The sequence below is a fragment of the Halorarum halophilum genome, assembly GCF_013401515.1.
GTDB lineage: Archaea > Halobacteriota > Halobacteria > Halobacteriales > Haloferacaceae > Halorarum > Halorarum halophilum.
Genome location: NZ_CP058529.1, coordinates 1,781,370 through 1,808,208, shown reverse-complemented (window position 1 = coordinate 1,808,208; position 26,839 = coordinate 1,781,370). Strand labels below are relative to the sequence as shown.

Sequence of the window (26,839 nt, the reverse complement as noted above, 5' to 3'; positions counted from 1 at the left end):
GAAACTCGCAAAGTACAGACGACGGAGGTCGGAGAGTGATTTTGCTCGACTGATTCGACGCTCGCCAGACCTGAGTACCGGAGGTGTTTTGTAGCGATGGAAGAGAGGATCGGGTAGACGGCACGGTCAGCAGCACCTTTCGGCTCACGTGGTTTCCACGTGTGGTCACCGCTGACTGGCCTACCCCGTCACTCTACTACTCCCGAGCGACTGCTATTGTCTAGTCAGAAAACGCCGAGCAGACGACGGCAGTTATCTCGGTCTACGTAGCAGTGATTACGAACACTGGAGGTCATAAGTGAAATTTCATGAGGCCTATTCGCTGGAACGTCCTCCAATTCTCGGACATTCAGTGGTACACAGCCAGGCGAGGCGCGATCGCTAAATGCAGGAGATAACGTATCGCCCAGTTCGGTGAATTTGGTCCGTGACCACCCCTGAACTGGAAATTCATGGTGTTCTCCTTAGAAGACTACTTCTGACAGAGTGATATCATCCAATACGATGACCCTCTCGTCCAGCATACTCGAACCGTACAGGGAGTGGGAACCTCGACTCGTCGTGGTACTCACGGCGCTCCTTCTCTTTCTGGACGGTATCGTTACGCTCTATCATACGTTCCTCGCTCGTAAACTCAGCCACTGGATTGAACTTTCAGTCGTAGAGAGGGTCGCGTTCATCCCGAGTACGTTTATCGTCGAACCGGTGCTGCTGTTCGTGGCTCTGTACTACGTAAGTCGCCGATTCGACCAACAGGTACCGTTGGTCAAACTCCTCCCGGGACTGGTTGTCGCCGTCGTCGTCGGTAGTCTTCTCGGAGACGTTGTTGGAGTACGGATCTGGGGGTAGCAACTCCGCTGTCCGTTGCATTGGGGAGTAACATGTTCACTCCGTATCTGCAGACTCTGGATCACTGGCGGGAGATCGTCGGGCCGCTCGTTCGCCATCTACTCACGGCAGTGGCCGCCCTCGGTCTTGCCCGCTCGTGAAAGGCGAGACGACCTCGAGGCTGAGTTCGACAACCCTGGTCTACAGTACGCGGATGGTCGAAACGCTACGTGGGCAGCTCTACGTAGCGGCTATTTTGCGCTCTCTGCTAGAGAGGAACGTCGAGGTGATAGACCGGTCCCTCTCGACGGTTGGGACCACGACGTCCGGGACTACACTCCTTCCCGGACATCCAGTTGCTCACGGTCAGTGGCGTACAATCGCTAACTACGGAGGAGTTACTTTTCACGGGATGGAGCCGGGAGAAGCCGCCGGAACACGGGGAGAAACGGTTTCAGCAGGAGAAGCGCGGTGAGGAGGAACACGAGAACCGTTCCGCCAGCGGAGACACCGAACTCCCGGGCGCCGAGTGCGACAACCGTCGCGAGTGTGATGTAGACCCAGAAGGCGACGACGACGCGGAAGTAGCCGTGCGTTGGGGAGGGCGTTTCGAACATCGAGTAGGGATCTCCGCGCTTCATCATACCTCTTGTGATTGATTTTACTCCACTACGTACCCAAATTACCTTTGAGCTATAGAGGGCATTATCGTATTCAACCAGTCTATACTCGCGACGAAGGCGTACAGTACACCAACCGCGTAGACACAATCGACAACTGCGGGGTCTCTACCCTGCACCTTCCCTAGTTTAACTGCGAGCACGAGTACCGCGGCGCCGGCGAACCGAGCTCCATCGAAGAGCGCGACGAACCTCCCGAGACGGCCGTTGACGCATTTTTCAGAGGAGTCCGGCAATACGCTACTACGAGCAGGCCCACGAGCGAGATGAACTACACACTCGCTACTCTCCAAATGAGATGTAAGAGTGGGACCGCCGAGGTCGGGTATCTGTCGCTTTCGAGAGGACAGATAATGGGCTGATTGGCGATTCATCTTACAGGATGTGGTCATTGTCATCATCGGTGAAATCGAACTGATCGAGGTGTTCTCGACGGCTCTCCATCTGGTCGTGGTAGCGCCGCCATCGCTCTTCGGCCGTGGCGAAGTCATAGTGTGACTTGATCGTGCTGACGCTCGCGTTCACTCGCTCCGCGACGATCTCCGGCGGCACGCCACAGTTGAGCTGCCAGGTAATGCTTCCTGAGCGGATCTTGTGCGGCGACCGGCTTGACGGGCACTTGCTCGCGTGGGGATTCGTCGTCATCTCGCACGTCTCGCGCTCCTTCCCGTGGGGACACGGCGAATGGAGACACGGCTGAGTCGCGCGATAAGACCAGACGCGAATCGTATTCGGTTCGGGCCGACCCTGGGTACTCGCCAGGAGCGGCTGTCGGTCACCGAGGACGCGCCGGCCGACGCCGACGACGGCAACCAGTCGGGGAACGGCGCCGACGACCACGACGATGCGGGCGGCGACACGCCGGACCTGCCGGACTGGGATCCCGACTCACCAGACCCGTTCGGCGACCTGGACGACACCGCGAAGCTCGCCGTCGTCGCGGTCATCCTTCTGGCGCTGGCATGGATGGCGTCGAGTGCGAGCAACACGGCCGAGGTGACCGGGAGGTTCGCCCGATGATCAGCGCGAGCTTCGTGGAGGCCGCCGCGGCGGCCGTGACGGCCGGTGCGGCGCTCGGGCTGTATCGCGAGGGCCGACGTGCCTCTCGCTCCATCCGGACCAACGCGCGGCGCTCTGCGGACGCTGACGACCGCTCGACTGGCAACCGGCGGTTCCTCCGCTGGCTGGCCCCGCGAGCACTCGGCGTCGAGGACTCCCGTCAGCCGGCCGAGTTCGACCCGGACACGGACGCGGCGCGGACTGATGGAGGTTCAAACGATGCCTAAGCGACAGGGAGACGCGGACGTACAGCCGATGAGCGCGACCGAGCGGCGGAAGGCCGAGGGCCTGGCGACGGCGCCGGGCGGGCTGGCCGCGTTCGTCGACGTCGAGGCCGACCAGGCCGAGGAGGGCGACGGTGAATAGCATCGTCCCCGCCCCGGACCCGGAGGCCGTGCCGTTCAACGAGCCGTACACGTTCGACCTGGAGGACGGCCAGCGCGGCACGGTGACGTACACGCCCGAGCAGTCGGGCGCCGAGTTCATCCTGGCCGCGGTCGCGATCAGCAAGCACGCCGGATCGACCTACGAGCTGAAGGACGACGACACCACGATGTTCGGGCCGTGCGCCATCCCGCCGACCGACATTGGCGACATGGTGGTGTGTTGGACCCCAGCGCGGCGGTTCACCGAATCGCTCCAGGTGATCATTCGGAACGTCTCGGGCGGCCCGCAGACGTACCACGTCCAGCCCGTCGGCTACGAGCGGGCGGAGGGTGCGTAGATGGTGCTCGACACCACCGCGGAGGTGGGGAAGGTGCAGGCCGTCCGCGACCGGGACGGGAACGCTCGGCCGGCGGCGGACGCCGACAACCAGCGCGAGCTACAGGACCGCGTGGGCAATTTCGACGGACTGAAGCAGGTCGTTCACCAGACGAGCGGGGACACGGCCGAAATCCTCCCGTCGCACTCGGTCCCGCACGGGGTCGAGGTGCTGGTCGAGTATCGCCAGGGGAACAGCGGCGCGGTGTTCGTCGGTGACGCGGACACCCAGGCGGCGGCCCTCACGGCGGCCGGCCAGGGGCGCACGTTCCGCGTCACGGACACGTCGCTCATCCACGTCAGAACGCCGACCGCGGGCGACGAAGTGGTGGTGACGTTCGAGTCATGACCGGCATAGTCGGCGGCGGCGGCGGCGGCGGGTACGACTACGTGCAGAACCCCGAGCCGGTCGATCCCGAGGAGGGGGAAGAGTGGTACGAAACGGGCGCCAACAAGGCGTTCGTCTTCGACGGGGCGGCCTGGATAGAGCAAACCGTGACGTCGCACGGCGCCCTCTCGGATCTCGACCAGGACGACCACCCGCAGTATGCGACTGACAACAAGGTTGACAGCCACGCGGCGGATGCCGACGCGCACCACTCCCGGCCGACGGGGACGCAGACCGAGAGCAGAGACGTCAACGCCAATCAGGGGGGCTACGTCAGTCACCCGACGCACAACGGCAATTCGGGATTCTGCCGAAAGGCCGTCCTCGACATTGACGCCACGGGATGCGCCAGCGAACAGACGCAGACGTTCACGGTCAACTATGCCGACGGCACGTCAGACAGCAAGAGCGTGAGCGCACCGGGGGGCGGGACGGGCCAGGGAGAAATCATCATCGACCCGCCGAAGCAGGTGGTGGACGCGACAGCCGACGGCGCCGCAACGTGCCAGGACTCGGCCATCACGCTGTACCACGTCGACCTCCCGTCACACGCCCACGGTATCTGATGATGGGAGGATTCCCGCATCACTCGGTTCCGGACGGGGCGACGTGGGCGCCGCACCACTACTACCTCGGCGTCCTGCTCGCCGCGGTCGCGCTCCTGGTCGTGTGGGACGACCGGAGCCAGGTCGAGCCGTGGGCGCTCCTGGTCGCGCTCCTGGCCGGGTCGTTCGCGTTCGCCCTGGTCTGGCGGTACTACGCCGTCGCGGGGGCGGTGCTGACGCTGGCCGCGCTGGGGATCGGCCTCGCGCTCCCGATCGTCGGCCCGTTCTGGCAGTCCTACCCGTGGGTTGGCGCCCGCGGTGTCGCCATCCTTGGGGTTCTGGTCGCGGCTGACGACGCCCTCGAGCACGCATTCGGCATCTGGACACCTCTCGATTGGTTCTGGCGGGCGTGGCTCGTCGGAGCGATTCAACCATGAGCATGAGCATCCTCGGTACGGCGGTTCCGGCGGAGTGGGTCGCGGTCGTCGTCCTCGCGTTTACCGCGGGGATGTGCGTCCCGTTCCGCTACGGCATCGAGCGGCTGCGCGGCTTCGGCCGTGTCGTGATCGGCAAGCTTCCGTATGCGCCGCCACCCGGCAAGGAGGAGGGCGAGGCGATGGAGGCCGCGACGGAGGGTGACCACGGTTCTGGTAGCGAAGACCACCCGTCATGATGGTGCCCGGAGGCGCCTACGATACCGGGTTATTCGTTCGGGTAGTCAGGAGCGGGCGTCCACTAATCGGCGTCACACTTCATACAGCACCGTTCGAACGGCTTTGTTAAAGCCTCAGAAACTGATAATAATTGCCTGCTGCATACAGAGGATGCATTCAGCATACGACTGGCGTTCGTTCCAGCCGATTTCCGGTGAGCCGACCGCTCAGACGGATGGGAAATTTCTTTAGGGGCAGTCCCAAATTAATCAGATGGAACGGAGCCGGTTTCTCGGCCGCCTTTTCATGGCAAGCGGAGTTGTTATCGGGATAATAGCGGCGACACAGAACGCTGGTGCCTTCATAATTCTCGCTGCACTTGTCGCACTTCTCGGGGCAGGTCTCGTATTGTTTGGACAGTCCGAGTCATAGCTACGCCAAGAACATCCCCGGAGAGGGCCCGGATCAGACAGGAGGGGGCGGATACCGGCACGTAGCGTCTGACCTACCGGGAACAAGGCCAGACTGAATACGCGCTTTGATCTCGCAAGGAGGCCCTCAACCTACCTGCGCCCCGTCAGGACCGGCATGACCGACTCAGAGGGTGTATTCAGCAGCGCACCTCCGATATTTTCGGTGAGTGGATGCTGAAACAGCCGCGAAGAGGAACCTGCGAACCTTCCATGCGTCGTCGGTAATGGTTCCTCGTAGGTCAGGGAAAGTACAACACAAAGCACATTACGAACGTCCATATACTGGGGATATGACACCACACCCGTCCAGAAGACGTCTGTTGCGCTCCTTTGGGGCAATGTCTGTCGGTGTAACAGCGGGATGTGTGGGACTCAGGGGGTGGCCCGAGGTAGTGCTAATTAACTACTCAAATGAACTCGTTGAGGTGTCTCTCACCGTGAATCACATGACGACCGACGAGACGGTACTTTCAGAAACTGTTTCACTCGACGTTGAGGAGTCGCAGTCCTATCGGAATCTGCTTCAGGAGGGCGTGAAGTATGCGATTGAAGTTTCAGTAGATGAAGACCGAACCGACTCACATGAGTGGACCAATAGAGACGGACGGAAACTCAGCGTCAGTATCCGTGACGAAGAAGTTCGTATATCAACCATCGTTCGATAACACCATCCCCTGTTCTTAGCGATACAATCGACCGTCACTTCGGACTGCCCTCGTGTCCGATACGCGCCCTGTATTCAGCACGACCGCTGATTCCTCTCATCGAGTGAGGGTTTCAACAAGGTCGTTCTGGGACATTTCGCGTGAACACAACTGGCGTTCGGTATTAATCGACGAGTGCTGAAACGGAGTCGCTTCATGTCCCGATTGCTATGGGACGATCGTCACGGGAACGGCGGCTCGTTTCAGGACGCCCCGAGCCACACTCCCGAGGAGTTTTCCTTCGAGGCCATCTCGCCCACGACTCCCCATTACGATGTGATCCACGTCCCCGCGTTCGGCGTACGCGAGGATTTTTTCTGCGGGGACTCCTGCCTCGATGACCGTTTCGATTTGCCGATCGCGTGCCGGCTCCTTGGTCCGGTATCTCTCGAAAATCCCTTTGACGTCTTCACGTCTCTCCTGCTCGTTTTGCTGCGCTTTCCCGTAATCAAACCCCTCAGCAGTCGGATAGTTGAAGATGGTGACTGGATTCAGGACATGCAAGAGGGTTATCTTCGGGCCCGGAATTTCCTCCAAGACGTATTCGAAGGCGCTCTCAGAACTGGATGAGATGTCTACCGGGACGAGAATATGCTGTTCCATAGTCCCCGATTCGCGCCTGACAGTGAACAACCTTCCTTCCACTGCAACACGCCCGAACCGCTCGCACATGCTCCAGCACCTTATATTAGTGGAAATAATAACCGCTCGAGTAGACAAGCCGAGCGGTCCGCTCGCTGCTAACACGTCATGCTGACTTCGCGCCCTGTATTCAGCACGCCCGTCCGAACCCATCAATTGTTAGGTATTTAACAGAGCTATTCGAACGTCAATGTCTCATAGTTTCGTTCTGACCAGGTCGAAGCCTGCCGAATTTCCCCTTCGAGTCCGTCGCGCTCAGGACCCCACCTACTTCTGCTTCGGAGTCCTCTCACTCGGTATGGCGTCCCGACTCCCTCTCCACTGTCCGCTGTGCAACCGTGAGTTAGACGATGAAGAGCTCCGGACACATCTAGACCAAAGCCATTCGAAAGCTGAACTTGTCGATGCTGTTGTCGGGAAGCATGAAGATTCGGAGGAGGAGATAGCTGATTAGTGATTGTATCGTCCGTCACGCCCCTCCTTCCGGACCCCTCTCGTCCCGTGATTGCACAGTGATGACACCCCAACTCGCTTTGGTGAAGCCGCGGTTTTCCAACGGTTTCAGCACGCCACTCCGCACGGCGGTCTTCGGTCGGCTGAGTTTTTGAGCGAGTACTGACTCGGCAGCCTCGGTCTTCAGCCGAAGGTTGTCACCGGCCGACTCCAGTAGGATGAGGTAGGCCTCTCGCAGCGTTTCGTCAGTGGGCAGATCGGAGGTCTCGACGCCATCCGCCTCGGCCACCGCGCTGACGTACTCGCGGAGATCGCCGCTCATGCTATTGACGTTCTCCTTGTAGGCCTCCTTCGTCGCCTCGTCGACACGGAAGGTAATGGTGGCCCGCGAGTCCGAAGACTGCAGGCGGCTCACGCGCCCACCTCGCTGTTAGTACAGCGATTCGCGCCGTAATACACAGACGGAACCCCGAAAGTAAGTGGGTTAGTACGCCCCCACCGGGACGGCAGCGTGCGGGCCTCGCGCGCGCTCACGTGCGCGCGCATGAGTGCGCCACCCGACGACTTGCCTTCAACTGACGGAGGACGAGATTGAGTACTCGTTCACCGGCGGCCCTCCAATGCGTTAGTGTGCATCGCCCGGTCGATGTGCCCGCCGTCCGTGGCCGCGCGTTCGGGATCGTGCACGTTGTCGAGATCGATCCGGCGGATACGGACGGAGTCACCGTGCGTGTCTTTCGCGTCGATGAACGCGGCCTTCCTGACGGTACAGAGATGGGCACATGGCCCGTCGTGATACTCGAAGCCGCGACAGTCGCACGTTCCAACGTGCTCGTCATCATCGAGCGCGACCGCGACAATGTGGACGTCTGCACCGTCCTGAAGCGCGACCCGATAGCCGTAGCGACCGACGGACTCAATGAGCGCGCGCTGTGGGTCTGCGCGGCGCCACGAGGTCGTATCGGTGCCGGCGAGCGCGTCGAAGTCTAGCGCTTCGCCGGGGGCCGTCTCGTCGGTCGAGGGTGGCGTTGGCGTGTCGGCACTCATGGTCCGGCGAACGCCTCCCCGAGTCCGTGGGGTCCGTTCTCGCAGACGCGGCGCGGGATACCGCCGGGACTTGTCTCGACACGCATCCGGCCACAGCAGACGCGGCAATGCCGCCTCATGGGCGACACACTCCCTCGTCGAGCGCGGGACAGCGCTGGTGGGGCTCGGTAATCCAGCCGCCGCAGTAGTCGCAGATAGGCGTCTCGTCGCTGGAGTGGACGCTCACGCGAACCACCCCGGAGAGCGGCCGCTACCTATCAGAAAACCCTCCAAAAAGGGTTTATACGGAGTGGGACCGCCGAGATTCGAACTCAGGTCCTACCGACCCCATCGGCAGAGGATACCACTACCCTACGGTCCCGCAGGTACACAAAATCGAGGCCCGGGGTTAAGCGCTTCGTTTCAGTCGGCCCACCGTCGCCCGACGGGGCCGCCTCGTCCCCCGGTTCGGACCCTGCACCCCCGACTCACTCCTCGTCCTCCTCATCGCGCGGGACCACCAGCTCCCCGTCGTCACGAACGGCCATGCTCGCCACCGGCTGGCCCTCGTAGACGGACAGGCCCTCGCGCCGACCGATGACGTAGCCGTCGTGCTCGGACTCGACCGACTCCAGGGTCTCGCCGTGGGGCGACAGCACGTCCGCGACGACCTCGCCCTCCTCGACCGCGTCGCCGGCGTCAACCCGGTGACGGGCCAGCCCAGCCGTCTCGGCCCGCGGGCCGACAAAGCGCCGGACCGGGAAGTCGACCGGCGCGTCCGGCACGCCGGCGCCCGGTTCCCCGATCTCCTCGTCCGCACCCCCCACGTCCTCCGGAATCGAATCGACCAGGCCGAACTCCGCCGCGACGGCGAACGTGCCCGCGACGCCGGCCGCCCGGGCGTGCTCCTCGACGACGCTGTGGCCGCCGAGCTCGGCCGTGAACGCGGGGATCCCGGCGGTGTTCAGCGCCGCGCCGGCCGTCGAGCGCTGGAGCGACTGTTCGAGGTACTCCTCGGCGGGGTACTCCGTAAGGATCGGCAGGCCGAACGCCTCGACCATCCGGTCCAGGTCCGACGCCAGTTCCTCGGCCTCGTCCTCGGTTCGCTCCTCGCCGTACAGCACCCGGTCGCGGATGGCGAACGGAACCGACCCCGCCTGCGCCGTGTGGCAGTCGACGAGCAGGTCCGCGGAGTCCGCGACCGCCTCGAACAGCCTGGTGGCGACGCGTTCCTGCGTCTCGGGCGGGCGCGTGGACTCGCGCTCCACGTCGGGGAAGTAGCGGTTCGGGTCGTCGCCGCCGTAGTAGGTGGTGCGCTCGTTCCGCCGCAGGCCGGCCGGACTGACGAACGGGACGACGACGATGGCGCCGGCGAGTTCATCAGCGAGTTCCCGGGCCGTCCGTGCCGTATCCTGCGCGACGGCGACGCCGGTCGCCTCGTCGCCGTGGACGCCGCCCGTAACCCACAGCGTCGGCCCCTCGTCGGCGCCGTCGACGACCGTCACCGGGAGTCGCTCGTCGCCGCCGGTCGGGAGCCCCGTGACGGGGAGCCAGCCGTCGGCGACCTCGCCGGCCGCCGCGTTCGCGGTGCCGACCTCGATGGAGTTCGTCATACCACGGACTCACGAACGCCGGTGAAAAAGCCCCGCCAGCCGGCAGTCTCGCCGGACGGAACTGATCAGACGAGAACGCGCTCCAGCGAGACGACCTCGCCGCGCTCGGCGTCGGGGTCGCCGACGAGCGTGCCGAGACAGACCGCCGAGCCGTCCGCCGTGTAGCAGGCGACGAGGTCGCCCTCGGCGGGAGCCGCGTCGGGCGAGTCGGTCGGGCCCGACACCTCCAGCACGCCGGGGGCGTACGCCGGCGCGCCGTTGGCGATCTCGGCCGCGGCGCTGTCGGCGACGGTGACGCGCGGGATGTGGGTGAGCGCCCGCTCGGCGGGCGCGACGACCTCCCGGAGCAGGTCCTCGTCCCCGTCTTCGTCCGCCCACGTGAGCCCGTCCACGAAGTCGTGGAGCGTGTGGAGGTCGCGGTCGTCGAACGGGTCGGTCGCGGTCCGGCGGAGGTGGCCCATGTGCCCGCCCGTGCCGATGGCGAGGCCGATGTCGTGGCACAGTTTCCGGACGTACGTCCCCGACTCGCAGCGGATGCCGAGCAGCACCTGTCGTCCGTCCTGGTCCAGCACGTCGAGGTCGTACACCGTCCGGGTGCGGAGGCGACGCGAGACGGCCGACTTGCGGGGCGGCTTCTGGTAGAGCTCCCCCTCGAACTCCCCGACGATGGCCTCCAGGTCGCCCGGCACGCGGCCGTGGAGTTCGAGCACGGCGACGTACTCCTTCGTCCCCTCGAGGAACACCTGCGCGATCCTCGTGGCGTCCCCGAGCAGTGTCGGCAGACACCCCGTCACCTTCGGGTCGAGCGTGCCCGCGTGTGCCGCACGCTCCACGTCGGCGAGATCACGGACCCAGGCGCTCACCTGGTGGGCCGAGGGGCCGGCGGGCTTGTCGAGGTTCACGACGCCGAACTCGAGGAGTTCGTCGACTGTCCGGCTGCCGGGGGCGGCGCGCATGGTCAGAAGTCGTAGTCGACGCCCTCGACCGGCGCCTTCCCCTCGTCGGTGTCCGGGTCGTAGGAGTCAATGGCGGTCGTCAACATCCCCAGCACGCCCTCGGGCGACCACCGCGCGGTGTTGTAGGAGATATCGTAGATGGTGAGGTCGTCGATGCGGATGTTGTAGTACTCCTCGTAGCGCTTCGCCTCGCTCTTCTCGCGGCGCTTCGTCTCCTCGCGCACCCGATCGAGCGACTTGTCCTCCCGTTCGGCGATGCGCTCGCAGCGGATGTACAGCGGCGCGTCGAGCCAGATGCGGAGGTCGGCGTGCTCGGCGGCGAGCCACCCGGCGAGTCGGGACTCGAGCAGCACGTCGTCGCGCTCGATGGCGACCTGTCGGAGCCGGCGGTCGAGGTCGCGGTCGATCGCCTCGTCCTCCTCGGCGAGCTCGTTGAACTCGACTGGCGTCATGTCGTTCTCGGCGGCCAGTTCGCGGAAGATGTCGCCGCCTGAGACGTGATCGAGCTGGAACGCCTCCGCGAGCGCCGCGGCGGTCGTGCTCTTCCCGCTCCCCGGCGGGCCCGAGACGGTAATCAACATATCCCGTCTGCGCCCGTCGCGGTCAAAAAGGCGTCCATTGGTGCCGCGGACGCGGCGGGTGGGAATCGGACGTCCACGTCCGTTTCACGACTCCAGATTCCAGGGGAAAGCCGTCAGTTCGGACTGAGGTGGGTTGGGGTGTGAACACTTAACATGCTTGGCGGCGAACCGGAACGGGAAGGTGAGTTGCCGTCGTGACCCTGGCGACCGTTCCACGGTACGATCGGGACCTGCTCTCCCGGCGGAGTGGGCACGCCGTGGTGGTCGGGGCGAGCGTGGCAGGTCTGCTCGCGGCCCGCGTCCTCGCCGATCGGTTCGAGACCGTCACGGTCGTCGACCGTGACTCCCTCGAGGGCGATCCGGTCGCACGTCGCGGCGTACCGCAGGGTCGTCACCCCCACGCGCTCCTGAGGGCCGGGTCCGCGACGCTGGCCGACCTGTTCCCGGGGTACACCGAGGAACTCCTCTCTGCCGGCGGGCTGTTGATCGATTTCGCTGGCGACGTGAGGTTCTACGCAGAGGGGGGCTTCCTCGCCCACGGCCCGACGCGGATGGAGACGTGCTCCGCGACGCGACCGCTCATCGAGCAGGTCGCTCGACGGCGCGTGTCCGAACTCGACGGGGTCCGCGTGCGTCCGCGCTGCCAGTTCACCGGCTACCTCCTCGACGAGGCGGGAACGACCGTGGAGGGCGTGGCGATCCGCGCGGAGTCCGGATATGAGGAGATCGGCGCCGATCTGGTCGTCGACGCCACGGGTCGGACGAGTCGGACTCCGGCATGGCTGGCGGAGCACGGCTACGCGCCGCCCGAACTCGACGAGGTGCGCATCGATCTGGCCTACAGCACCACCTACGTCGAGCGACCGCCCGACGACCGTCGAACGTTCCTCGTACCGCCCGCCTCGCCCCGTACCCGCGGTGGCATGGCTGCGCCGGTCGAGGGGAACCGCTGGGTCGTGAACGTGCAGGGCGTCCACGGCGACGACCCCCCGACGGATTTCGCGGGCTTCTCCGAGTTCGTAGCGAGCCTCCCGACCCCCGAGTTGAAGCGACTGCTCGAGGACCATCCCAGGAGCTCCGAGGGCATCGAATGCTACCCATTTCCCGCCAACAGGCGGTACCGCTACGAGGATCTCGACCGGTTCCCCGACGGGCTGCTCGTCGTCGGCGACGCGATTGCGAGTTTCAACCCGGTCTACGCGCAAGGCATGTCGGTGGCCGCGCTCGAGGCTCTGATGCTCCACCGGGCGCTGGCGGAAGGCGGCACCGAGGACCTCGCGCGTCGGTTCTTCGACCGCGCCGAACCGGTCGTCGACGCCGCGTGGACGCTGGCGGTGGGAAGCGACTTCGGGTTCCCGCAGACGACCGGTCCCAGACCGCGCGGCACGGCTCTCACGAGTCGGTATCTCTCGCGACTGGCCCGAGCAGCCCACACCGACGGCGAGCTCTCGAGCGCGTTCGTCCGGGTGTTGATGATGGAGCGACCCCCCACCTCGCTCCTGCGCCCGGGCGTCGTCTGGCGCGTGCTCAAGTCGGCCGGCTGAACCGCCCGTTCACTCACGTCGCGCGAGGCCGGCGAGGTGGCCCGCCTGCTCGGTGATGATCTCCTCGGCGCCCAGGCGGGCGGCGTTCTCGCTCCCCGGGAGACAGAACACGGGGACGTCGCCGGCGACGCCGGCGGTCGCGCGGGTCGCGACGACCATCGTCCCGATCTCCTCCCGAGAGAGCGCCCGGAACAGTTCGCCGAAGCCCGGCAGCCTCTTGTCGAACAGCGGCTCGACCGCCTCGACGGTCACGTCGTCCGGGGTGACGCCGGTGCCGCCCGTGGTGACGACGCAGTCCACGTCGTCGCGGTCGACGAGGTTGTTGACGGAGCCCTGCACGCCGTCGTAGCTGTCCCGGACGACTTCGCGCGTCACGACCTCGCCGCCGGTGTCCTCGGCGGCCGTCGCGATCGCGTCCCCCGACGGGTCGTCCTCGATGCTGCGCGAGGAGGAGACCGTCACGATCGCGTAGCCGACGTCGCCGATGTCGTGGGCGTGGTGGTCGTCGTGGTGTTCGTGGTGGTCGTGATCGTGACTACCGTGGTCACGATCGTCTCCGCGGTGGTCGTCACTGCCCTCGTGGCCGTGGTCGCTCATGGCTCGCCGTTGGCGAGGGGCGCACAAAAAGCGACGCGTTGGTTCGTTACTCCGCGGCAGTGCCGTGCCGATCACCGTCGAGCATCTTCACGATCCCTTCGGGGGTGACGGCCTCGGCTTGCTCGGCGACACGGCCGTACTGCTCGCGGGCCCACGCGAGCGCCTCCTCGGTGTCGTTCACGGCGACGCCCCGGATCCCGGTGTCGGTGTAGACGACGACGCCGGCCTCCGCGTCGTCCACGAGCCAGAGCCCGAACCGAAACGGGACGGGACCGCTTCGGAGGTCGATCTCGCCGTCGCGGAGCGATTCGACGACGGCCCGGCCGCGCACCGCGACGACCTGGTCGAGGACCGCGGGCGTCACGAGCAGTTCGGGCACCGCCCCGCCCGAACTCGCGTGTTCCTGGAACGACGCCATGTGGCCGGTGAGCGCCGCCGGCGCGACGCCGCGGACCGAGTCGGCGCCGGCCACGGAGTCGAACAGGTCGGTGACGACCCGGTCCGGCGCCGGCGGGGCCGCGCGGCTGACGCTCGCGCCGCGGAGGAACGCGTCGCCCAGCGGGGTGGCGGCGGGGAGCGCGTCGAGGAGACACGACGCGTCCGCCAGCCCGTCGAGCGTCTCGCGGTAGCTGTCGGCCGCCGCGAGCGCCTCGCGGCCGAACCCGGTCGCGCGTACCCCGCCGGACGCGCACTCGACGAGTTCGACCTCCGCCAACTCGCGCACCGCGCGGTCGAGCGTCGTCCGCGGGATGTCGAGCGAGTCGACGAGGTCGCGCTTGCGGACCGGCCCGCCCGTCACCGCGCGGAGGCACTCGCGCCGTTTGGCGAGCACCGAGGCGACCTCGGTCGCGTCGAGGGACGACATTCTGGGGGTTCGTTCCGGCCCGTGGACCATTTGTGTTCCGTTCTATCCCCGCCGAAACGGTCGGTTCCCGCGATGTGGGAGATTCCCCGGTCGGTGAAGTGATGACGCCGCCAGGCGAGCGTTTGTTCGCCGGCCCGCGACCACGGCCCTCCAGTCCCCAGTCGATCAGGGTGCCCACCTCTCCCCGTCCGTTCCGCCGACTGGGGTCCCCGTTTTCCGGATGCGTTCGCACCGGTACCCGAGTATCGTTCCGTCTCGAATCGCGACCGCCCGTCGGCGCCGCCCGGCAGGTAGGGTTTTGGTCCCGGCCGTGTGAGGGCGATGCATGAAGGCCGTTCAGTTCTCCGAGCACGGCGACCGCGACGTGATCGAGTACGGCGACTTCCCTGACCCGGAACCCGGACGGGACGAGGTACTCGTGGACGTGAAGGCGGGCGCGCTGAACCACCTCGACGTCTGGACGCGGAAGGGGCTCCCGGGCATCGACCTCGACATGCCACACATCCCCGGCAGCGACGGCGCCGGCGTGGTCAGGGAGGCCGGCGCCGACGTCACCCGGTTCGAGGAGGGCGACCGCGTCACCGTCAGCGCGGGCGTCTCCTGTGGCGTCTGCGAGTTCTGCCGCGACGGCGAGGAGTCCGAGTGCGTTCGGTACAGCATCATCGGCGAGCACCAGCGCGGCGTCCACTCGGAACTCGCCGTGGTGCCCGAGGACAACCTCGTTCCGGTGCCGAGCCACGTCGACTGGGAGACGGCAGGGTCGGCGTCGCTCGTCTTCCAGACCGCCTGGCGGATGCTCCTCACGCGGGGGGAGCTCTCGCCGGGCGAGAAGGTCCTGGTCCTCGGCGCCTCCGGCGGCGTCGGCCACGCGGCGGTCCAGATCGCCGACTACGCCGGCGCAGAGGTGTACGCGACCGCCTCCAGCGAGGAGAAGCTCTCCTACGCGGAGGAGTGCGGCGCCGACCACGTCATCAACTACGAGGAGGACGACTTCGCCGACGAGATCCGCGAGCACACCGGCCGACGCGGCGTCGACATGGTGGTCGACCACATCGGGGCGGCGACGTGGCACGACTCCCTGAAGTCGCTCGCGAAGGGCGGCCGCGTCGTCACCTGCGGGGCGACCACCGGCGGGACCCCCGAGACGGACATCAACCGCATCTTCTGGAACCAGCTGTCGGTCATCGGCTCCACGATGGCGACGCCGGGCGAGGTGGACGACGTGCTCGAACTCGTCTGGGACGGCACGTTCGAGCCCCGCGTTCGCGAGGTGCTGCCGATGTCCGAGGCGGCCCGGGCCCACGAGATGCTGGAGAACCGCGAGGGTTTCGGCAAAGTGGTGGTGAGACCCGACAGTGAACTCTGAAGCCGACGCGGGAACCTCGGGGAGCGACGGCGGGTACGTCCACCGTCCCGACGACTGGGACGGCGAGTCCGGGGTCGCGGACGACCCCGGGGCGGACGGGTCCGACGAGGGCTTGGGCCGGACCGGCACGGTGCTCGTCGCGGTGGTCGTCCTGGCGTTCCTGGTGATCCCCGGCATCATCTACGTCCGGCCGGCGGCGCCTGGCGAACTCGGCCTGGGCTTCCTGACCGCGATGCTCGTCCTCCCGATGCTGCCCGCGGCGCTGCTGGGCGCGACCGCCGTGTGGAGTGCCGTCGCCGACCGACGGGACTGACCCGATCCGTCGCGCCACTCGCCGCCGCGACCGCCGGTACGTTTTCGCCGTCCGCGACTGTATCGTGGGGTATGACACCCGCGAGCGACGACGCTGGCGGCGCCGCACCCGCCGACGCTGCGACCGACTCGACGACCGCTGCCGGGACGACCGACGAGTTGCCGCCCGACGTCCCCGGCGAGGCCCGATTCGTCGAGGCGAACGGTCGACGGTTCCACGTCGTCGAGGCTGGCCCCGACGACGGCGACCTGCTGCTCCTGCTACACGGGTTCCCCGAGTTCTGGTACGGCTGGCACCACCAGATCAGGCCGCTCGCCAACGCGGGCTACCACGTCGTCGTTCCGGACCAGCGGGGGTACAACCGGAGCGAGAAGCCGGCCGAGGTGAGCAACTACCGGATGGAGTACCTGGCAGCCGACGTGCTCGGGTTCGTCGACGCCTACGGGGCCGAGACGGCCGCGCTGGTCGGCCACGACTGGGGCGGCGTCGTCGGCTGGTGGGTCGCCATCCACCACCCGGACCGGCTCTCCGAGTTCGTCGCCGTGAACGCGCCCCACCCGACGGTCACCCGCGACACGCTGCGGGGCGACCCGGAACAGCTCCTCCGCTCCTCGTACGCCATGTTCTTCCAGCTCCCGGTCCTCCCCGAGGCCGCGAGCAGGGCGCTGAACTGGCGCCTGCCGACCCGGATGATGCGCGAGTCCGCGATGCCGGGGACGTTCTCGGCCGCCGACTTCGACCGCTACCGCGCGGCCTGGTCCCGGCCGGGCGCGTTCACGGCGATGCTGAACTGGTATCGCGCCGCCGCCCGCGAGCGTGCCCGTCCGGAGACGCGGCGCGTGACGGTCCCGACGCGTGTCATCTGGGGCTCGGGCGACCAGTTCCTCAAGCGTCGGATGGCCCACGACAGCCTGGCGTACTGCGTCGACGGCCGCTTCTCGCTCGTCGACGAGGCGACCCACTGGGTCCAGCACGAACAGCCGGTGACGGTGACCGACCTGATCCTCGACGAACTCGACTGATCGCGACCCGTCGACCGACTCCGGTCCTGATCGACGTTCGAAATCCGGGACCCTACCGGCATCGCGTCACGGATGTCGTCCAACGCCCCGATCAGAGCTCGAACTCGAGTACGTCGCCCTCCTCGACCCCGTGGTCGGTCGTCCACTCGTAGTTGATCTCCAGGACGTACTGCCCGCGCCCGGGGTAGCGCTGATCCTCGCCGTCCTCGTTCGGACCGGGTTCCGGGGCGTGGTGGATCCGGGTGATCGTCCCGTCCGCGTCCGCGTAGACGATGTCGATCCCGAAGTCCATCCTCCGCATGACGAACGTGCGTTCATCGACGGACTCGTACACGAACAGCATCCCCCGATCCTCCGGGAGCGATTCGGTGTCGCTGAGCCCGCGATACCGCAGTTCCTGCGTGTCAGCGATGGCCGCCGTCACCGACCCCAACGTCTCCCCCTCCGACGTGACGCGGACCTCCGTGGTCTCGTATCCGGCGTGGACCGGAGTCGACCCCCGGTCGGTCGTCGCCTGTTCGGCCGTCGAACTGTCGGTCCGTGCGGTCGGTTCGTCGGCGGTCGCCGTCGGTTCGGCTGTCGTCCCGGCCGTCCCTTCGTCTGTCCCCGGAGTCTCCCCGGTCGTTCCACCCGGCTCGGCGGAGCACCCGGCCAGCCCGATGCCGAGGGCGGTGCCGACTCCTCGAAGGTATCGTCGCCGGGATGATGGTCGTCGTTCGCTCATCGAAGTGATACCGTTTCTACCCCTGCGACCGGCAAAAATCTGCCCGGTGAATCTCGCAGCCCCGAACGGGGACGGAAGACCCCCCGGGGGTGCGATCGCCGTCGTCACTCCAGCAGCGAGGGGTAGTCGGACGAGGTCGCGACCTCGTCCGAGATTCCCAGAAGCGAAGCGATCGTCGGCGCGACCGACCGGGCGTCGACTGCGTCGTCGTCGGTCGGGCCGTCTGGCGCCGCCGGGCCGCCGAGCCCGTAGACGCCCAACGCCTCGTCGTCGACGCGCCCGTGGGAGCCGCCGACCTTCGTCGGGTCGAGGGAGGCCAGCCCCTCGTCGCCGAAGAACAGTTCGCAGGGGTCGAAGCCCGGTTTGGCGTGGATGTCCATGTCGGTCGCGTAGTACGGCGCGTCCCCGCGGTCGAACCACCAGTAGTACTGGAACCACGCGGTCGGTTCGGCGACGAGCACGAGGTCGCCAGCGTTCGGGTGGTCGACGCCGCGTTCGGCCTTCCCATCCTCGTCGAGGACCTCGTCGACGCCATCGAGCCCCCGGAGGGCCTCCCGCGCTTCGTCGACGCCGTCGTCGAGGTAGACGTGGGCGACCTGGTGGTCGACCATCGCGAAGGCGTCGGAGTCGACCAGGTCGACCTCCTCGCCGCCCTCCCCGTCGTCCGTGACCGAGAGCAGCCCCGCCTCGCGGAGGGCGCGGTTGGGGAACACGGGCGTCTCGACGTCGTGGAAGCCGTACTCGCTGACGAGGTTCACGACCGTCTCGTCCCACCGGTCGTCCGCCCGCAGCGCGTCGAGGAACTCGCCGACGAGTCGGTCGACCTCGCCGACGGCCGAGCGCAGTTCCTCGCCGGGGCCGTGTCGGAGTCCGGCGTAGTCGAGGTGCGGGACGTACACCCAGAGGAGGTCCGGGTCGAACCGGTCGACCGCCGTCGCCGCCGCGTCGAGGATCCACTCGCTGCTCGCCTCGCCGGCCGCCGGCCCCCAGTAGTTGTGCAGGGGGAAGTGACCGAACTCCTCCCTGAGGTCGTCGTAGAACCCGTCCGGGTTGCTCCAGCAGTCCATCTCCAGCATGTTGTTGTCCTCGTCCTCGATGGGCGACGGCGTCACGGCCACGTCGGCGTCGGTGCCGATGAGGTGCTGGAAGAAGAGCGCACCCGTCGTCGTTCCGGCCTCCCGGGCCGTCTCCCAGAGCCGGTTCCGGCCGTCGCGGTCGCGCTCCCAGAACGCGACCTCGTCGGTGGCCCGGTCGTACTCGCCGCTGGCGACGTCGCCGTGCTCACCCGGCGACTGTCCCGTGGCGAGCGTCGTCTGCGCCGGGACCGTCAGCGCGGGGAACGCCGGGCGTAGTGCGGTCGTGCCGCCGAACAGGGAGGCGAGTTCGGGAGCGAGGTCGGCCGTCACGTGGTCCGGCTGGAGCCCGACCACGTCGAGGACGACTACTCGGCCGGCGGGCGACCCGGTCATCGCCGAACCCGACCGTCGTCGCCCTCGCCGGCGTGGCGGTCCACGTACCGTTCGAGCAGGTCGAACTGGTGTGCGAAGTCGTGGTCGTCGACGCCGAGGGGAGCCTTGAAGAACGACGCCAGCTGCGGCTGGAGGCCGCCCTCGTCGTACTCGTCGGCGTGGGCGACCAGCCGGACGAGGTCCAGCACGAGCGGCGCCGCCAGCGCCGAGTCCGAGCCCTCCCAGGTGAACTGGAGTTTCATTCGCGTGTCGAGGAACCCGTCGAACCGGATGTCGTCCCACGCCGTTTTCCAATCGCCCAGCGGCGGCGCGTAGTCGATTCGCACCCGGTTGTGCTCGATGTCCGGCAGGATCCCCTCCAGCACGTCGCCCTTGCTCGCCAGTTTGCCGGCCTTGTTGGCGTCGTTCTCCAGCACGAGGCCGTCGTCGTTGCCGAGGATGTTGTGACCCTCCCAGGAGCGCACCCGGAGGTTCCGGGCGGCGAACATCGGTGCGAGCGTGGACTTGAGCAGCGTCTCGCCGGTCTTCGCGTCCCGTCCCACGTTGGGGAGGTTCTCGCGCTCGGCGAGTTCGCGCAGGCCGCCCAGCGCCGCTCCAGTGCTGGGTGTGAAGTTCACGTACGGGTGTCCCTCGACGAGCGCGGCGTAGGCGTAGAGTGAACTGGCCGGCAGGTCGCGGTCGTTCGCCTCGACGGCCCGCTCGAACGCATCGAGGGTGTCGTACCGGTCGGGGTCGGCGACGCCCGGTTCCGTCGAGGCGACGTTGACGACGACCACCCTGTCGAGGTCGTGTTCGTCTGCGAAGGACCGGTAGTCGTCGCGGATCTGTCCGACGACGTCCCCGACGTCCGGAGCGTCCAGCGTCTCGTCCGCGAGGTCCGTCACCGCCCGTCCGCAGTTGACCGCGGTTCCGACCCGGACGTTCTCGTCGATCTCCGCGAGGTCGTCGGCGACCGTTTCGACGACGTCGGCCGTGGGAACACCACCGGCCGAGAGCCGCCTGGCCGTCTCGAGGAGGGACGTGTCGCGCACGTCGTGACCGCCGAACACCATGTCGCGGAGGTCGGGGAGGTCCAGTCGGGTACACGGCGGTCGAGCCGTCACCATGCCGGTCGTGTTCGCGACGTCGTGAGCGATCGCGCGCGCGCCGACGATCGCCGTGGTCGCCACGTTGCCGTACGCGCCGACGAGCCACACACCAGTTCGTTCCATGTAGCCCCACTGCCAAGTTAGTCGGATTGTTATAACGCTGCTACCGGTCGTCGACGGTCCACTTCGTACTCGTCGAATTCGCTTACTGGACGAACAGTCGGCCCTATCCCAGTTAGATGAATCCTACCCGATGCGCTCCCGATGGATAGCCGGTGTATACTGAAGCACACCTGGCGGTTCGCCCGACCTGTAATGCGAGTTATCGACCCCCACATGCACATGGTGTCCCGCTCGAGCGACGACTACGAGCGGGCCCGTCGGGCCGGCATCGAGTGCTGTATCGAGCCGGCGTTCTGGAGCGGGACGGACAAACAGCACCCCGGCTCGTTCTTCGACTACTTCGAGCAGATCATCGACTTCGAGACCGAGCGCGCCGAGCGGGCCGCCGGCGTCGACCACTACGTCACCATCGGGCTCGAGCCGAAGGAGGCGAACTACCCCGAGATGGCCGAGGCGGTGATGGACCGCCTCCCCGAGTACCTCGACCGCGAGAACGTCGTCGGCGTCGGCGAGATCGGGCTCGACCAGGACACGCAGGAGGAACGCGACGCCTTCCGCCGCCAGCTTCGGATGGCCGAGGAGCGCGAACTCCCGGTCATCGTCCACACGCCGCACACGAACAAACCGCAGGGGACCGAGCGAATCGTCGAGATGATCGAGGACGAGGGCGTGACCCAGGAGCGCATCGTCATCGACCACAACACCGAGAACACCATCGACACGGCCGTCGGGACCGATTGCTGGGTCGGGTTCACGCTCTACCCCGGGAAGATCGAGGCCTCGGCGGCCATCGACCTGCTGGAGGAGTACGGCACCGACGGGATGCTGTTCAACAGCGCCGCCGACTGGGACCCCTCCGATCCACTGGCGGTGCCGAAGGCCCGCGACGAGATGCTCGACCGGGGTTGGGACCGCGAGGAGGTGCGGAAGGTCGTGTTCGAGAACCCGTACGAGTTCTTCAGCCAGTCGCCGAACTTCGAGTACGAACCCTGACCATGCGGTTCGGGTTCTCCACCAACGCGTTCCGCGACTACGACCTGGACAGCACCGTCGAGGTGCTCGGCGACGCCGGCTACGACGGGATCGAGATCCTCCTCGACGACCCGCACCTGTACCCGGGGACGGCCGACGAGGACGAGGTCGAGCGCGTCGTGGGCCTGCTCGAGGAACACGGCCTCGAGGTGTGCAACTGCAACGCGTTCATGCTCAGCGCGATCGAGCCGAGCGCCGAGAGCGAGGAGGCGGAGTTCAGCCGCGACACGGAGGCATTCCACCACCCGTCGTTCGTCGAACTCGACGCGGACGACCGCCGGAAGCGGGTCGAGCACACGAAGGACGCCCTGGAGACGGCGGCCGCGCTCGGCGCCCCCCACATCTCCGTCCCGCCCGGCGGACCGGTGCCGAAGCGGAAGTCCGACGACGAGGCGCTGGACGAGTTCGTCGAGGGGCTGGAGGCGGTCGCGCCGACCGCCGAGGAGGTCGGCGTCGACGTGCTCGTGGAGCCCGAGCCGGAACTCCTGATCGAGACCTCCGACGACTTCCTCGACCTGATGGACCGGGTCGACTCCGACAGCGTCGGCTGCAACTTCGACGCGGGGCACTTTTTCTCGGTCGGCGAGGACCCCGCCGAACTTGTCGACGAACTGGCAGAGTACACGAGCCACTACCACATCGAGGACATTCCCGCGGACCGGCGACACGAGCACACCCAGCTCGGCGAGGGCGCGATGGACATCGACGGCTTCCTGAGCACCGTCGAGGGGAGCGGCTACGACGGCTTCGTCACCGTCGAACTGTACCCGTACGGGGAGACCGCCGAGGAGACCGCACACGACGCGATGCGGTACCTGCGGGAGCACGGTTGGGCCTGACATGACGGTCCCGTCCGAACACCACGAGGTGGACGCGGACGGGAACAGCCGGCGTCCGCTCGCCGCGTACGCCACGCTGGTTCGACTCCCCAACCTCTTCACCGCCCCGCCGGACGTCCTGCTCGGCGTCGCGCTCGTCGTCGCGGCCGGCCACGCCGTCTCGGTCGGGACCGTCGCCGGTCTGGCGGCCGCCTCGGTGCTGCTGTACGGCGCGGGGACGACGCTGAACGACTACTTCGACGCGCCGGAGGACGCCCGCGAGCGCCGGGAGCGACCAATCCCCTCCGGCGACGTCTCCCGACCGGCGGCGGTCGTGTTCGGCGGGAGCCTGCTGGCCGGCGGCGTCGCGGTCGCCGCGGTCGCCGGCGGCGCGACCGCCGGCCTCGTCGCCGGCGGTGTCGCCCTCGCCGTGCTGCTCTACGACGGCGCGTTCAAGGGGTCGACGCTCGGCTTCCTGACCATGGGCGCGTGCAGGGGGCTGAACGTCCTGCTGGGAACGACGGCGGCCGTCCGTCCGACGGAGCTTCCATCGTGGACGCTCGCCGTACCCGCGATCGTCCTCCTCTACATCGCCGGGGTCACGTCCATGGCCGAGAGCGAGACCGGCGACGCGGACCGGGGTGCGGTGTCGACTGGAGTGGCCGGGGTGGCCGTCGCCGTTCTCGGACTCGTCGGCCTCCTCTTCCTGCGCTCCCCCCCGCTGGTCGACGTCGCGCTCTCGGGAGCGCTTCTCGTCGGCTTCGTCGCGTGGACCGGCCGGGCGCTTCGGGCGGCGTACGCCGACCCGTCGCCGGGGACCATCGGACCCGCCGTCGGGACGTGCGTGCTGGGGCTGGTCGTGCTGGACGCGGCGTTCGCCGCGATCGCGGGATCTGCGTGGGCGCTCGCGGTGCTGGCGTTCCTCGTCCCGGCGGTCGTGCTCTCCGGCGTGTTCGACGTGACGTGAACCATTCCGATGCGGGCGATCTTCCGGGCGTCGGGAGAAACGATTTGAACCCCCGGCTAAGACCGTGTACCATGGTTAAACTCGCCTTCTCGACGAACGCCTACACCCGATTCGACCTCCCGGAGGCCGTCCGGCGGATCGGACGCCACGGCTACGACGGCGTCGAACTGCTCGGCGACGAGCCACACGCGTTCTTCCCCTGGTTCGGCGACGACGACCTCGCGGACGTGCGCGAGGCGCTCGACGAGACGGGACTGTCGGTCTCGAACGTCAACGCGAACACGGCGACCGGCTACTACGACGACGCGCCGCCGTCGTCGTTCTTCGACCCCACCATCGTCACCGGGGACGAGGACGACCGGGTCTGGCGGGTCGAGTACACGAAGAGGGCCATCGACCTCGCGTCGGCAGTCGGGGCGCCGGCCGTCTGCGTCGCGACCGGTCGACCGTTGCCGGGCACCCCACCCGAGCGCGCCCACGAGTACCTGCGGGAGTCGCTCGACGAGATCCTCGACTACGCCGAGTCCGAGGGCGTCGACGTGGGCATCGAGTACGAACCCGAACTGCTGGTCGAGTGCACCGACGAGGTGCTGGAACTCATCGACGACGTCGGACGCGACTCGCTCGGCGTCAACCTCGACGTCGGCCACGCGGCGGTGTACGGCGAGGACCCCGCGGAGGCGGTCCGCCGGTGTGCCGGCCACATCACGGGCGTCCACCTCGAGGACATCGTCGGGGGGCGGCGGGGCAAACACTACCACCGCATCCCCGGGGAGGGTGACCTCGACTTCGGGGCGATATTCGACGCGCTCGACGACGTCGGCTACGACGGGTTCGCCACCCTCGAACTGTACACGTACCCGGACGAACCGGACCGGGCGGCCGAGCGGTCCCGCGAGGTCCTCGAACGGTACGTCGACTGATAACGCGTCCTCGACTCCGCGTGGACTCCGGCTGAAGTCCCACGCGTCCGACAACGCCACTGCCCTAACTCTAGTGCGATGCCGGGACTGGCAGGAGCAGCACTTTCCATCGGATCGGGAGCAGGGAGACTCGTGCCCTCCGTGTTCTACGGATGGCCACGCCGACAGTCCGGACGAACGACATCGAGTCCCACTACTTGCGACGGGGGGACAGCCCACGAACCAGCGGCCGGCAGGGTCGCAGGATCGATCGAGCTCACCACGGGCAGCCGTGCAGGGCCGAGATCGACTTCCGTTTCCGATCGTTGGTGTACCGGTACTCGGTTCGGACACGCACTGCGGGACGTGTCCGTCGTGATAGTCCGTCCGGTTCGTCCCTACTTCCGACGCACGTCGCTCCCGTCCTCGCTCTCGGCGACGCCGGTCCGCGTCGTCGCCCCGGGGATCATCGCACCGTCACCCCCGCTCACGTCGGCACCCTCCGCGCCGCTCGTCCGCTGCCGCTCGCGCATGCTCTGTCGGGTGAACTGCGGGCTGGCCTGGATGCCGCGTCGCTTCGTGCGGAACGAGCGGTAGAGGAAGAACGCCATCGGGAGCGTCAGGACGACGATGGCGACAGCGAGGTACATCTCGACGTCCGTGTCGCCGAACGAGTAGACGATGGACGCCGACAGGAGGCCGACTGCGGTCAGGATGGAGTAGGCGAGCCGCTTGGCGAGCCTGTCGATGATGCGGCTCTCGTCGGTCAGGGTGACGTTCACCGTCAGGTCCTCGCGCTGGACCGAGTCGAGGACGGAGTCGAGTTTCGGCGGGACGGTGAAGATAGCCTCCGCGGTGTCGCGGGTCTGTCGGGCCGCGTCGCGAACGAGCCGTTCCGCGGTCTCCTCCAGGTAGCCCTCCTCCCGGAGGTAGTCGGTCGCCACCTCGATGAAGTCGAAGTTCGGGTCGAGGGTGACACACACCCCCTCTACGACGGTCGCGACGCGGAGGACGAGCGCCATGTTCTGCGGGAGTCGGAGCGGGAAGTCGTAGATGGTGGATTCGACCTGTTCGATCACCTGCTGGACCCGGTACTGCTCGATGTCCTCGCCGCGCACGTCGGCGATGGCGAGCTCCATCACGTCCGCCATCACGGCCCGGTCGGCCTCCGGCGAGAGCGTCCCCATCGCCACGAGCGCGTCCAGGATGCCGTCGATGTCCTGGTTCGCGATCGAGACGTAGAAGTCGACGATTCGGTCCTGGACGAACGGGTCGACGTGGCCCGACATGCCGAAGTCGTAGAAGATGATCCGGCCGTCGTCGGTGACCGAGAGGTTCCCCGGGTGGGGGTCCGCGTGGAAGGTGCCGTCGTCGATGATCATCTTGAGATACGCCTCCTGGAGCGTCCGCGCGAGCTCCGTCCGGTCGATGCCCGCCCGGTCGAGGGCGGCCGTGTCGCTGATCTTCGTCCCCGGGCGGTACTCCATCGTGAGCACCCGCGGGCCGGAGGCGGCACCGACCGTGTGGGGGATGACGATGCGGTCCTCGTCCGCGAAGTTGTCGCGGATCTGCTCGAGCATCGCGCGCTCCCGCTCGTAGTCCATCTCCTGGGTGATGGTGCGGTCGAACTCCTCCGCGAGGTTCTCGAGCGAGAACGCCTGGCCCTGCCCGACGAACCGCGAGAGCACCGGGAGCGACCACTTGATGACCCGGAGGTCGGCGTTCACCAGGTCCTCGATCCCCGGTCGGCGAACCTTCACCGCCACGCGCTGGCCCTCGTAGGTGGCGACGTACACCTGCCCGAGGCTCGCCCCCGAGATGGGGTCGACGTCGAACTCGTCGAACACCTCCTCGACGGGGCCGAGTTCCGCCTCCAGCACCTCCCGGGACTCGGGCCAGGGTGCCGGCGGCACGTCGTCCTGGAGCGTGGACAGCACGTCGATGTACTCGGGCGGGAGGACGTCCGGCCGGGTGGAGAGGATCTGCCCGAGTTTGATGAACGTCGGCCCGAGCGTCAACAGCGTGTCGAGCAGCACCGACGCCCGCTCGCGACGGACGGCGGGCGAGACGGACCGGGACGGCCCGAACAGGAGGAAGCGTCGGCGGTCGCGGGCGTAGGCGACGATGAGCGGGAGAAAGCGGTACACCACGAGCGGGAACCGCCAGTAGGCGCGGGGAGAGACCAGCGTGACCACCCCGCCCTACGCGTCCGTGACGGGGATGGTTCGGTCCGCGGTGGCGGTCCGCTTGGGCAGGCGGACCTCCAGGACCCCCCTGTCCATCGACGCGTTCGCCTCCTCGTCGGTCGCGTCCGGCGGGAGCGGGAGGTCGGCGTCGAGGAAGAGGCGCCGTTCCTCCTCGACGTACTCGAAGTCGGCGGGCACGTCCTTCTCGCGCCGTGCCTCGACGTCGAGGCGGCCACCCTCGAAGGTCACCTCGGTCGTCTCGGCGGTGGCGCCGGGGAGGTCGATCACGAGGAGGTACTCGTCGTCGCTCTCCAGCAGGTCGGCGAACACCGCAGCAGGGAGTTCCCGGAGCGCCTCGCGCAGTGTCGACATGCCTCTGCGTATGTGTGGGTCGTCTAAAAGCGCCGCGGTCGATTACCGGTTCGACGGTGGGGATTCGGGGTGTTTCGTGTTCGTGGGT

33 protein-coding genes and 1 tRNA gene are annotated in these 26,839 nt (G+C 67.2%); 18 read left to right on the top strand and 16 right to left on the bottom strand.

The window, feature by feature from the left end; all coding sequences use genetic code 11:
- The first annotated feature begins 504 nt into the window (after nt 1–504).
- Nucleotides 505–849: a hypothetical protein gene (locus HUG10_RS09230; protein WP_179169298.1), complete on the top strand. Its 345-nt coding sequence runs from the start codon at nt 505–507 to the stop codon at nt 847–849.
- A 377-nt stretch (nt 850–1,226) separates the two neighbouring features.
- Here HUG10_RS09230 and HUG10_RS09225 read toward each other — a convergent pair whose 3' ends face one another.
- Nucleotides 1,227–1,445, bottom strand: coding sequence for a hypothetical protein (locus tag HUG10_RS09225; protein WP_179169297.1), 219 nt, complete (start codon nt 1,443–1,445; stop codon nt 1,227–1,229).
- A 438-nt stretch (nt 1,446–1,883) separates the two neighbouring features.
- Complete coding sequence (locus HUG10_RS09220; RefSeq protein ID WP_179169296.1) at nt 1,884–2,153, bottom strand: site-specific integrase; 270 nt, start codon at nt 2,151–2,153, stop codon at nt 1,884–1,886.
- A gap of 39 nt (nt 2,154–2,192) precedes the next feature.
- Here HUG10_RS09220 and HUG10_RS09215 point away from each other — a divergent pair, with 39 nt between their 5' ends.
- The 9 genes from HUG10_RS09215 to HUG10_RS09175 all read left to right on the top strand — a co-directional run bounded on the left by HUG10_RS09215 (nt 2,193) and on the right by HUG10_RS09175 (nt 6,053).
- Nucleotides 2,193–2,528 (top strand): hypothetical protein, encoded by a 336-nt coding sequence (locus HUG10_RS09215; RefSeq protein ID WP_179169295.1) that lies wholly within the window; start codon nt 2,193–2,195, stop codon nt 2,526–2,528.
- Nucleotides 2,525–2,794 carry a hypothetical protein gene (locus HUG10_RS09210; RefSeq protein WP_179169294.1) on the top strand — a complete coding sequence of 90 codons (270 nt, stop codon included), beginning with the start codon at nt 2,525–2,527 and terminating at the stop codon, nt 2,792–2,794. The genes HUG10_RS09215 and HUG10_RS09210 overlap by 4 nt, the downstream gene beginning before the upstream one ends.
- The gene (locus HUG10_RS09205; RefSeq protein ID WP_179169293.1) at nt 2,787–2,933 is read left to right on the top strand and encodes a hypothetical protein; all 147 of its coding nucleotides are present in this window, start codon (nt 2,787–2,789) and stop codon (nt 2,931–2,933) included. The genes HUG10_RS09210 and HUG10_RS09205 overlap by 8 nt, the downstream gene beginning before the upstream one ends.
- The gene (locus HUG10_RS09200) at nt 2,926–3,291 is read left to right on the top strand and encodes a hypothetical protein (RefSeq protein ID WP_179169292.1); all 366 of its coding nucleotides are present in this window, start codon (nt 2,926–2,928) and stop codon (nt 3,289–3,291) included. Before HUG10_RS09205 ends, HUG10_RS09200 begins: the two co-directional genes overlap by 8 nt.
- Nucleotides 3,292–3,678 (top strand): hypothetical protein, encoded by a 387-nt coding sequence (locus HUG10_RS09195; protein WP_179169291.1) that lies wholly within the window; start codon nt 3,292–3,294, stop codon nt 3,676–3,678.
- Nucleotides 3,675–4,283, top strand: a complete 609-nt coding sequence (locus HUG10_RS09190; RefSeq protein WP_179169290.1) for a hypothetical protein — start codon at nt 3,675–3,677, stop codon at nt 4,281–4,283. Before HUG10_RS09195 ends, HUG10_RS09190 begins: the two co-directional genes overlap by 4 nt.
- Nucleotides 4,283–4,699 (top strand): hypothetical protein, encoded by a 417-nt coding sequence (locus tag HUG10_RS09185; RefSeq protein WP_179169289.1) that lies wholly within the window; start codon nt 4,283–4,285, stop codon nt 4,697–4,699. Before HUG10_RS09190 ends, HUG10_RS09185 begins: the two co-directional genes overlap by 1 nt.
- Nucleotides 4,696–4,935 carry a hypothetical protein gene (locus HUG10_RS09180; protein WP_218780671.1) on the top strand — a complete coding sequence of 80 codons (240 nt, stop codon included), beginning with the start codon at nt 4,696–4,698 and terminating at the stop codon, nt 4,933–4,935. Before HUG10_RS09185 ends, HUG10_RS09180 begins: the two co-directional genes overlap by 4 nt.
- 818 nt (nt 4,936–5,753) lie before the next feature.
- Complete coding sequence (locus HUG10_RS09175) at nt 5,754–6,053, top strand: hypothetical protein (RefSeq protein WP_179169288.1); 300 nt, start codon at nt 5,754–5,756, stop codon at nt 6,051–6,053.
- Between the two features lie 207 nt (nt 6,054–6,260).
- Here HUG10_RS09175 and HUG10_RS09170 read toward each other — a convergent pair whose 3' ends face one another.
- The 7 genes from HUG10_RS09170 to cmk all read right to left on the bottom strand — a co-directional run bounded on the left by HUG10_RS09170 (nt 6,261) and on the right by cmk (nt 11,363).
- Entirely contained in the window at nt 6,261–6,695 is a 435-nt protein-coding gene (locus HUG10_RS09170; RefSeq protein WP_179169287.1) for a universal stress protein, read from the bottom strand.
- A gap of 508 nt (nt 6,696–7,203) precedes the next feature.
- A complete protein-coding gene (locus HUG10_RS09165; protein ID WP_179169286.1) occupies nt 7,204–7,602 on the bottom strand; it encodes a hypothetical protein in 399 nt (132 codons plus the stop codon).
- Nucleotides 7,603–7,790: 188 nt separating this feature from the next.
- Nucleotides 7,791–8,234, bottom strand: coding sequence for an SWIM zinc finger family protein (locus tag HUG10_RS09160; RefSeq protein WP_179169285.1), 444 nt, complete (start codon nt 8,232–8,234; stop codon nt 7,791–7,793).
- 290 nt (nt 8,235–8,524) lie between these two features.
- A tRNA-Pro gene (locus tag HUG10_RS09155) sits at nt 8,525–8,595 on the bottom strand.
- 106 nt (nt 8,596–8,701) lie between these two features.
- Entirely contained in the window at nt 8,702–9,826 is a 1,125-nt protein-coding gene (locus tag HUG10_RS09150) for a succinylglutamate desuccinylase/aspartoacylase family protein (protein WP_179169284.1), read from the bottom strand.
- A 65-nt stretch (nt 9,827–9,891) separates the two neighbouring features.
- Nucleotides 9,892–10,782 carry an RNA-guided pseudouridylation complex pseudouridine synthase subunit Cbf5 gene (locus HUG10_RS09145; RefSeq protein WP_179169283.1) on the bottom strand — a complete coding sequence of 297 codons (891 nt, stop codon included), beginning with the start codon at nt 10,780–10,782 and terminating at the stop codon, nt 9,892–9,894.
- A 2-nt stretch (nt 10,783–10,784) separates the two neighbouring features.
- Nucleotides 10,785–11,363 (bottom strand): (d)CMP kinase, encoded by a 579-nt coding sequence (gene cmk / locus HUG10_RS09140; protein ID WP_179169282.1) that lies wholly within the window; start codon nt 11,361–11,363, stop codon nt 10,785–10,787.
- Between the two features lie 194 nt (nt 11,364–11,557).
- Here cmk and HUG10_RS09135 point away from each other — a divergent pair, with 194 nt between their 5' ends.
- Nucleotides 11,558–12,907, top strand: a complete 1,350-nt coding sequence (locus HUG10_RS09135) for an FAD-dependent oxidoreductase (RefSeq protein ID WP_179169281.1) — start codon at nt 11,558–11,560, stop codon at nt 12,905–12,907.
- Nucleotides 12,908–12,916: 9 nt separating this feature from the next.
- On the opposite strand, the gene HUG10_RS09130 is transcribed toward HUG10_RS09135, so the two are convergent.
- Together HUG10_RS09130 and HUG10_RS09125 are read right to left on the bottom strand one after the other, a co-directional pair.
- Nucleotides 12,917–13,504 (bottom strand): MogA/MoaB family molybdenum cofactor biosynthesis protein, encoded by a 588-nt coding sequence (locus tag HUG10_RS09130; protein ID WP_179169280.1) that lies wholly within the window; start codon nt 13,502–13,504, stop codon nt 12,917–12,919.
- A gap of 46 nt (nt 13,505–13,550) precedes the next feature.
- Complete coding sequence (locus tag HUG10_RS09125) at nt 13,551–14,369, bottom strand: helix-turn-helix transcriptional regulator (RefSeq protein WP_179169279.1); 819 nt, start codon at nt 14,367–14,369, stop codon at nt 13,551–13,553.
- A gap of 325 nt (nt 14,370–14,694) precedes the next feature.
- Between HUG10_RS09125 and HUG10_RS09120 the strand changes: the two genes are divergently transcribed.
- The 3 genes from HUG10_RS09120 (at nt 14,695) to HUG10_RS09110 (ending at nt 17,070) form a co-directional block, all read left to right on the top strand.
- On the top strand, nt 14,695–15,735 hold the full coding sequence (locus tag HUG10_RS09120; RefSeq protein WP_179169278.1) for a zinc-binding dehydrogenase: 1,041 nt from the start codon (nt 14,695–14,697) through the stop codon (nt 15,733–15,735).
- On the top strand, nt 15,725–16,048 hold the full coding sequence (locus HUG10_RS09115) for a hypothetical protein (protein WP_179169277.1): 324 nt from the start codon (nt 15,725–15,727) through the stop codon (nt 16,046–16,048). The genes HUG10_RS09120 and HUG10_RS09115 overlap by 11 nt, the downstream gene beginning before the upstream one ends.
- 71 nt (nt 16,049–16,119) lie before the next feature.
- A complete protein-coding gene (locus tag HUG10_RS09110; protein ID WP_179169276.1) occupies nt 16,120–17,070 on the top strand; it encodes an alpha/beta fold hydrolase in 951 nt (316 codons plus the stop codon).
- A 91-nt stretch (nt 17,071–17,161) separates the two neighbouring features.
- Here the strand turns inward: HUG10_RS09110 and HUG10_RS09105 are convergent, their stop codons facing one another.
- From HUG10_RS09105 to HUG10_RS09095, 3 genes are all read right to left on the bottom strand, one after another.
- Entirely contained in the window at nt 17,162–17,794 is a 633-nt protein-coding gene (locus HUG10_RS09105) for a DUF192 domain-containing protein (RefSeq protein ID WP_179169275.1), read from the bottom strand.
- A 104-nt stretch (nt 17,795–17,898) separates the two neighbouring features.
- Nucleotides 17,899–19,263 (bottom strand): alkaline phosphatase family protein, encoded by a 1,365-nt coding sequence (locus HUG10_RS09100; RefSeq protein ID WP_179169274.1) that lies wholly within the window; start codon nt 19,261–19,263, stop codon nt 17,899–17,901.
- Complete coding sequence (locus tag HUG10_RS09095; protein WP_179169273.1) at nt 19,260–20,474, bottom strand: inositol-3-phosphate synthase; 1,215 nt, start codon at nt 20,472–20,474, stop codon at nt 19,260–19,262. Before HUG10_RS09095 ends, HUG10_RS09100 begins: the two co-directional genes overlap by 4 nt.
- Nucleotides 20,475–20,666: 192 nt before the next feature.
- Between HUG10_RS09095 and HUG10_RS09090 the strand changes: the two genes are divergently transcribed.
- From HUG10_RS09090 to HUG10_RS09075, 4 genes are all read left to right on the top strand, one after another.
- Nucleotides 20,667–21,467 carry a TatD family hydrolase gene (locus HUG10_RS09090; protein ID WP_179169272.1) on the top strand — a complete coding sequence of 267 codons (801 nt, stop codon included), beginning with the start codon at nt 20,667–20,669 and terminating at the stop codon, nt 21,465–21,467.
- A gap of 2 nt (nt 21,468–21,469) precedes the next feature.
- Nucleotides 21,470–22,345: a sugar phosphate isomerase/epimerase family protein gene (locus tag HUG10_RS09085; protein ID WP_179169271.1), complete on the top strand. Its 876-nt coding sequence runs from the start codon at nt 21,470–21,472 to the stop codon at nt 22,343–22,345.
- 1 nt (nt 22,346) lies between these two features.
- The gene (locus tag HUG10_RS09080) at nt 22,347–23,291 is read left to right on the top strand and encodes a UbiA family prenyltransferase (RefSeq protein ID WP_179169270.1); all 945 of its coding nucleotides are present in this window, start codon (nt 22,347–22,349) and stop codon (nt 23,289–23,291) included.
- Nucleotides 23,292–23,362: 71 nt separating this feature from the next.
- Complete coding sequence (locus tag HUG10_RS09075) at nt 23,363–24,214, top strand: sugar phosphate isomerase/epimerase family protein (protein WP_179169269.1); 852 nt, start codon at nt 23,363–23,365, stop codon at nt 24,212–24,214.
- Nucleotides 24,215–24,591: 377 nt separating this feature from the next.
- Here HUG10_RS09075 and HUG10_RS09070 read toward each other — a convergent pair whose 3' ends face one another.
- Nucleotides 24,592–26,388 carry an ABC1 kinase family protein gene (locus HUG10_RS09070; RefSeq protein ID WP_179169268.1) on the bottom strand — a complete coding sequence of 599 codons (1,797 nt, stop codon included), beginning with the start codon at nt 26,386–26,388 and terminating at the stop codon, nt 24,592–24,594.
- Nucleotides 26,389–26,394: 6 nt separating this feature from the next.
- On the bottom strand, nt 26,395–26,751 hold the full coding sequence (locus HUG10_RS09065; protein ID WP_179169267.1) for an Hsp20/alpha crystallin family protein: 357 nt from the start codon (nt 26,749–26,751) through the stop codon (nt 26,395–26,397).
- Between the last annotated feature and the right edge of the window lie 88 nt (nt 26,752–26,839).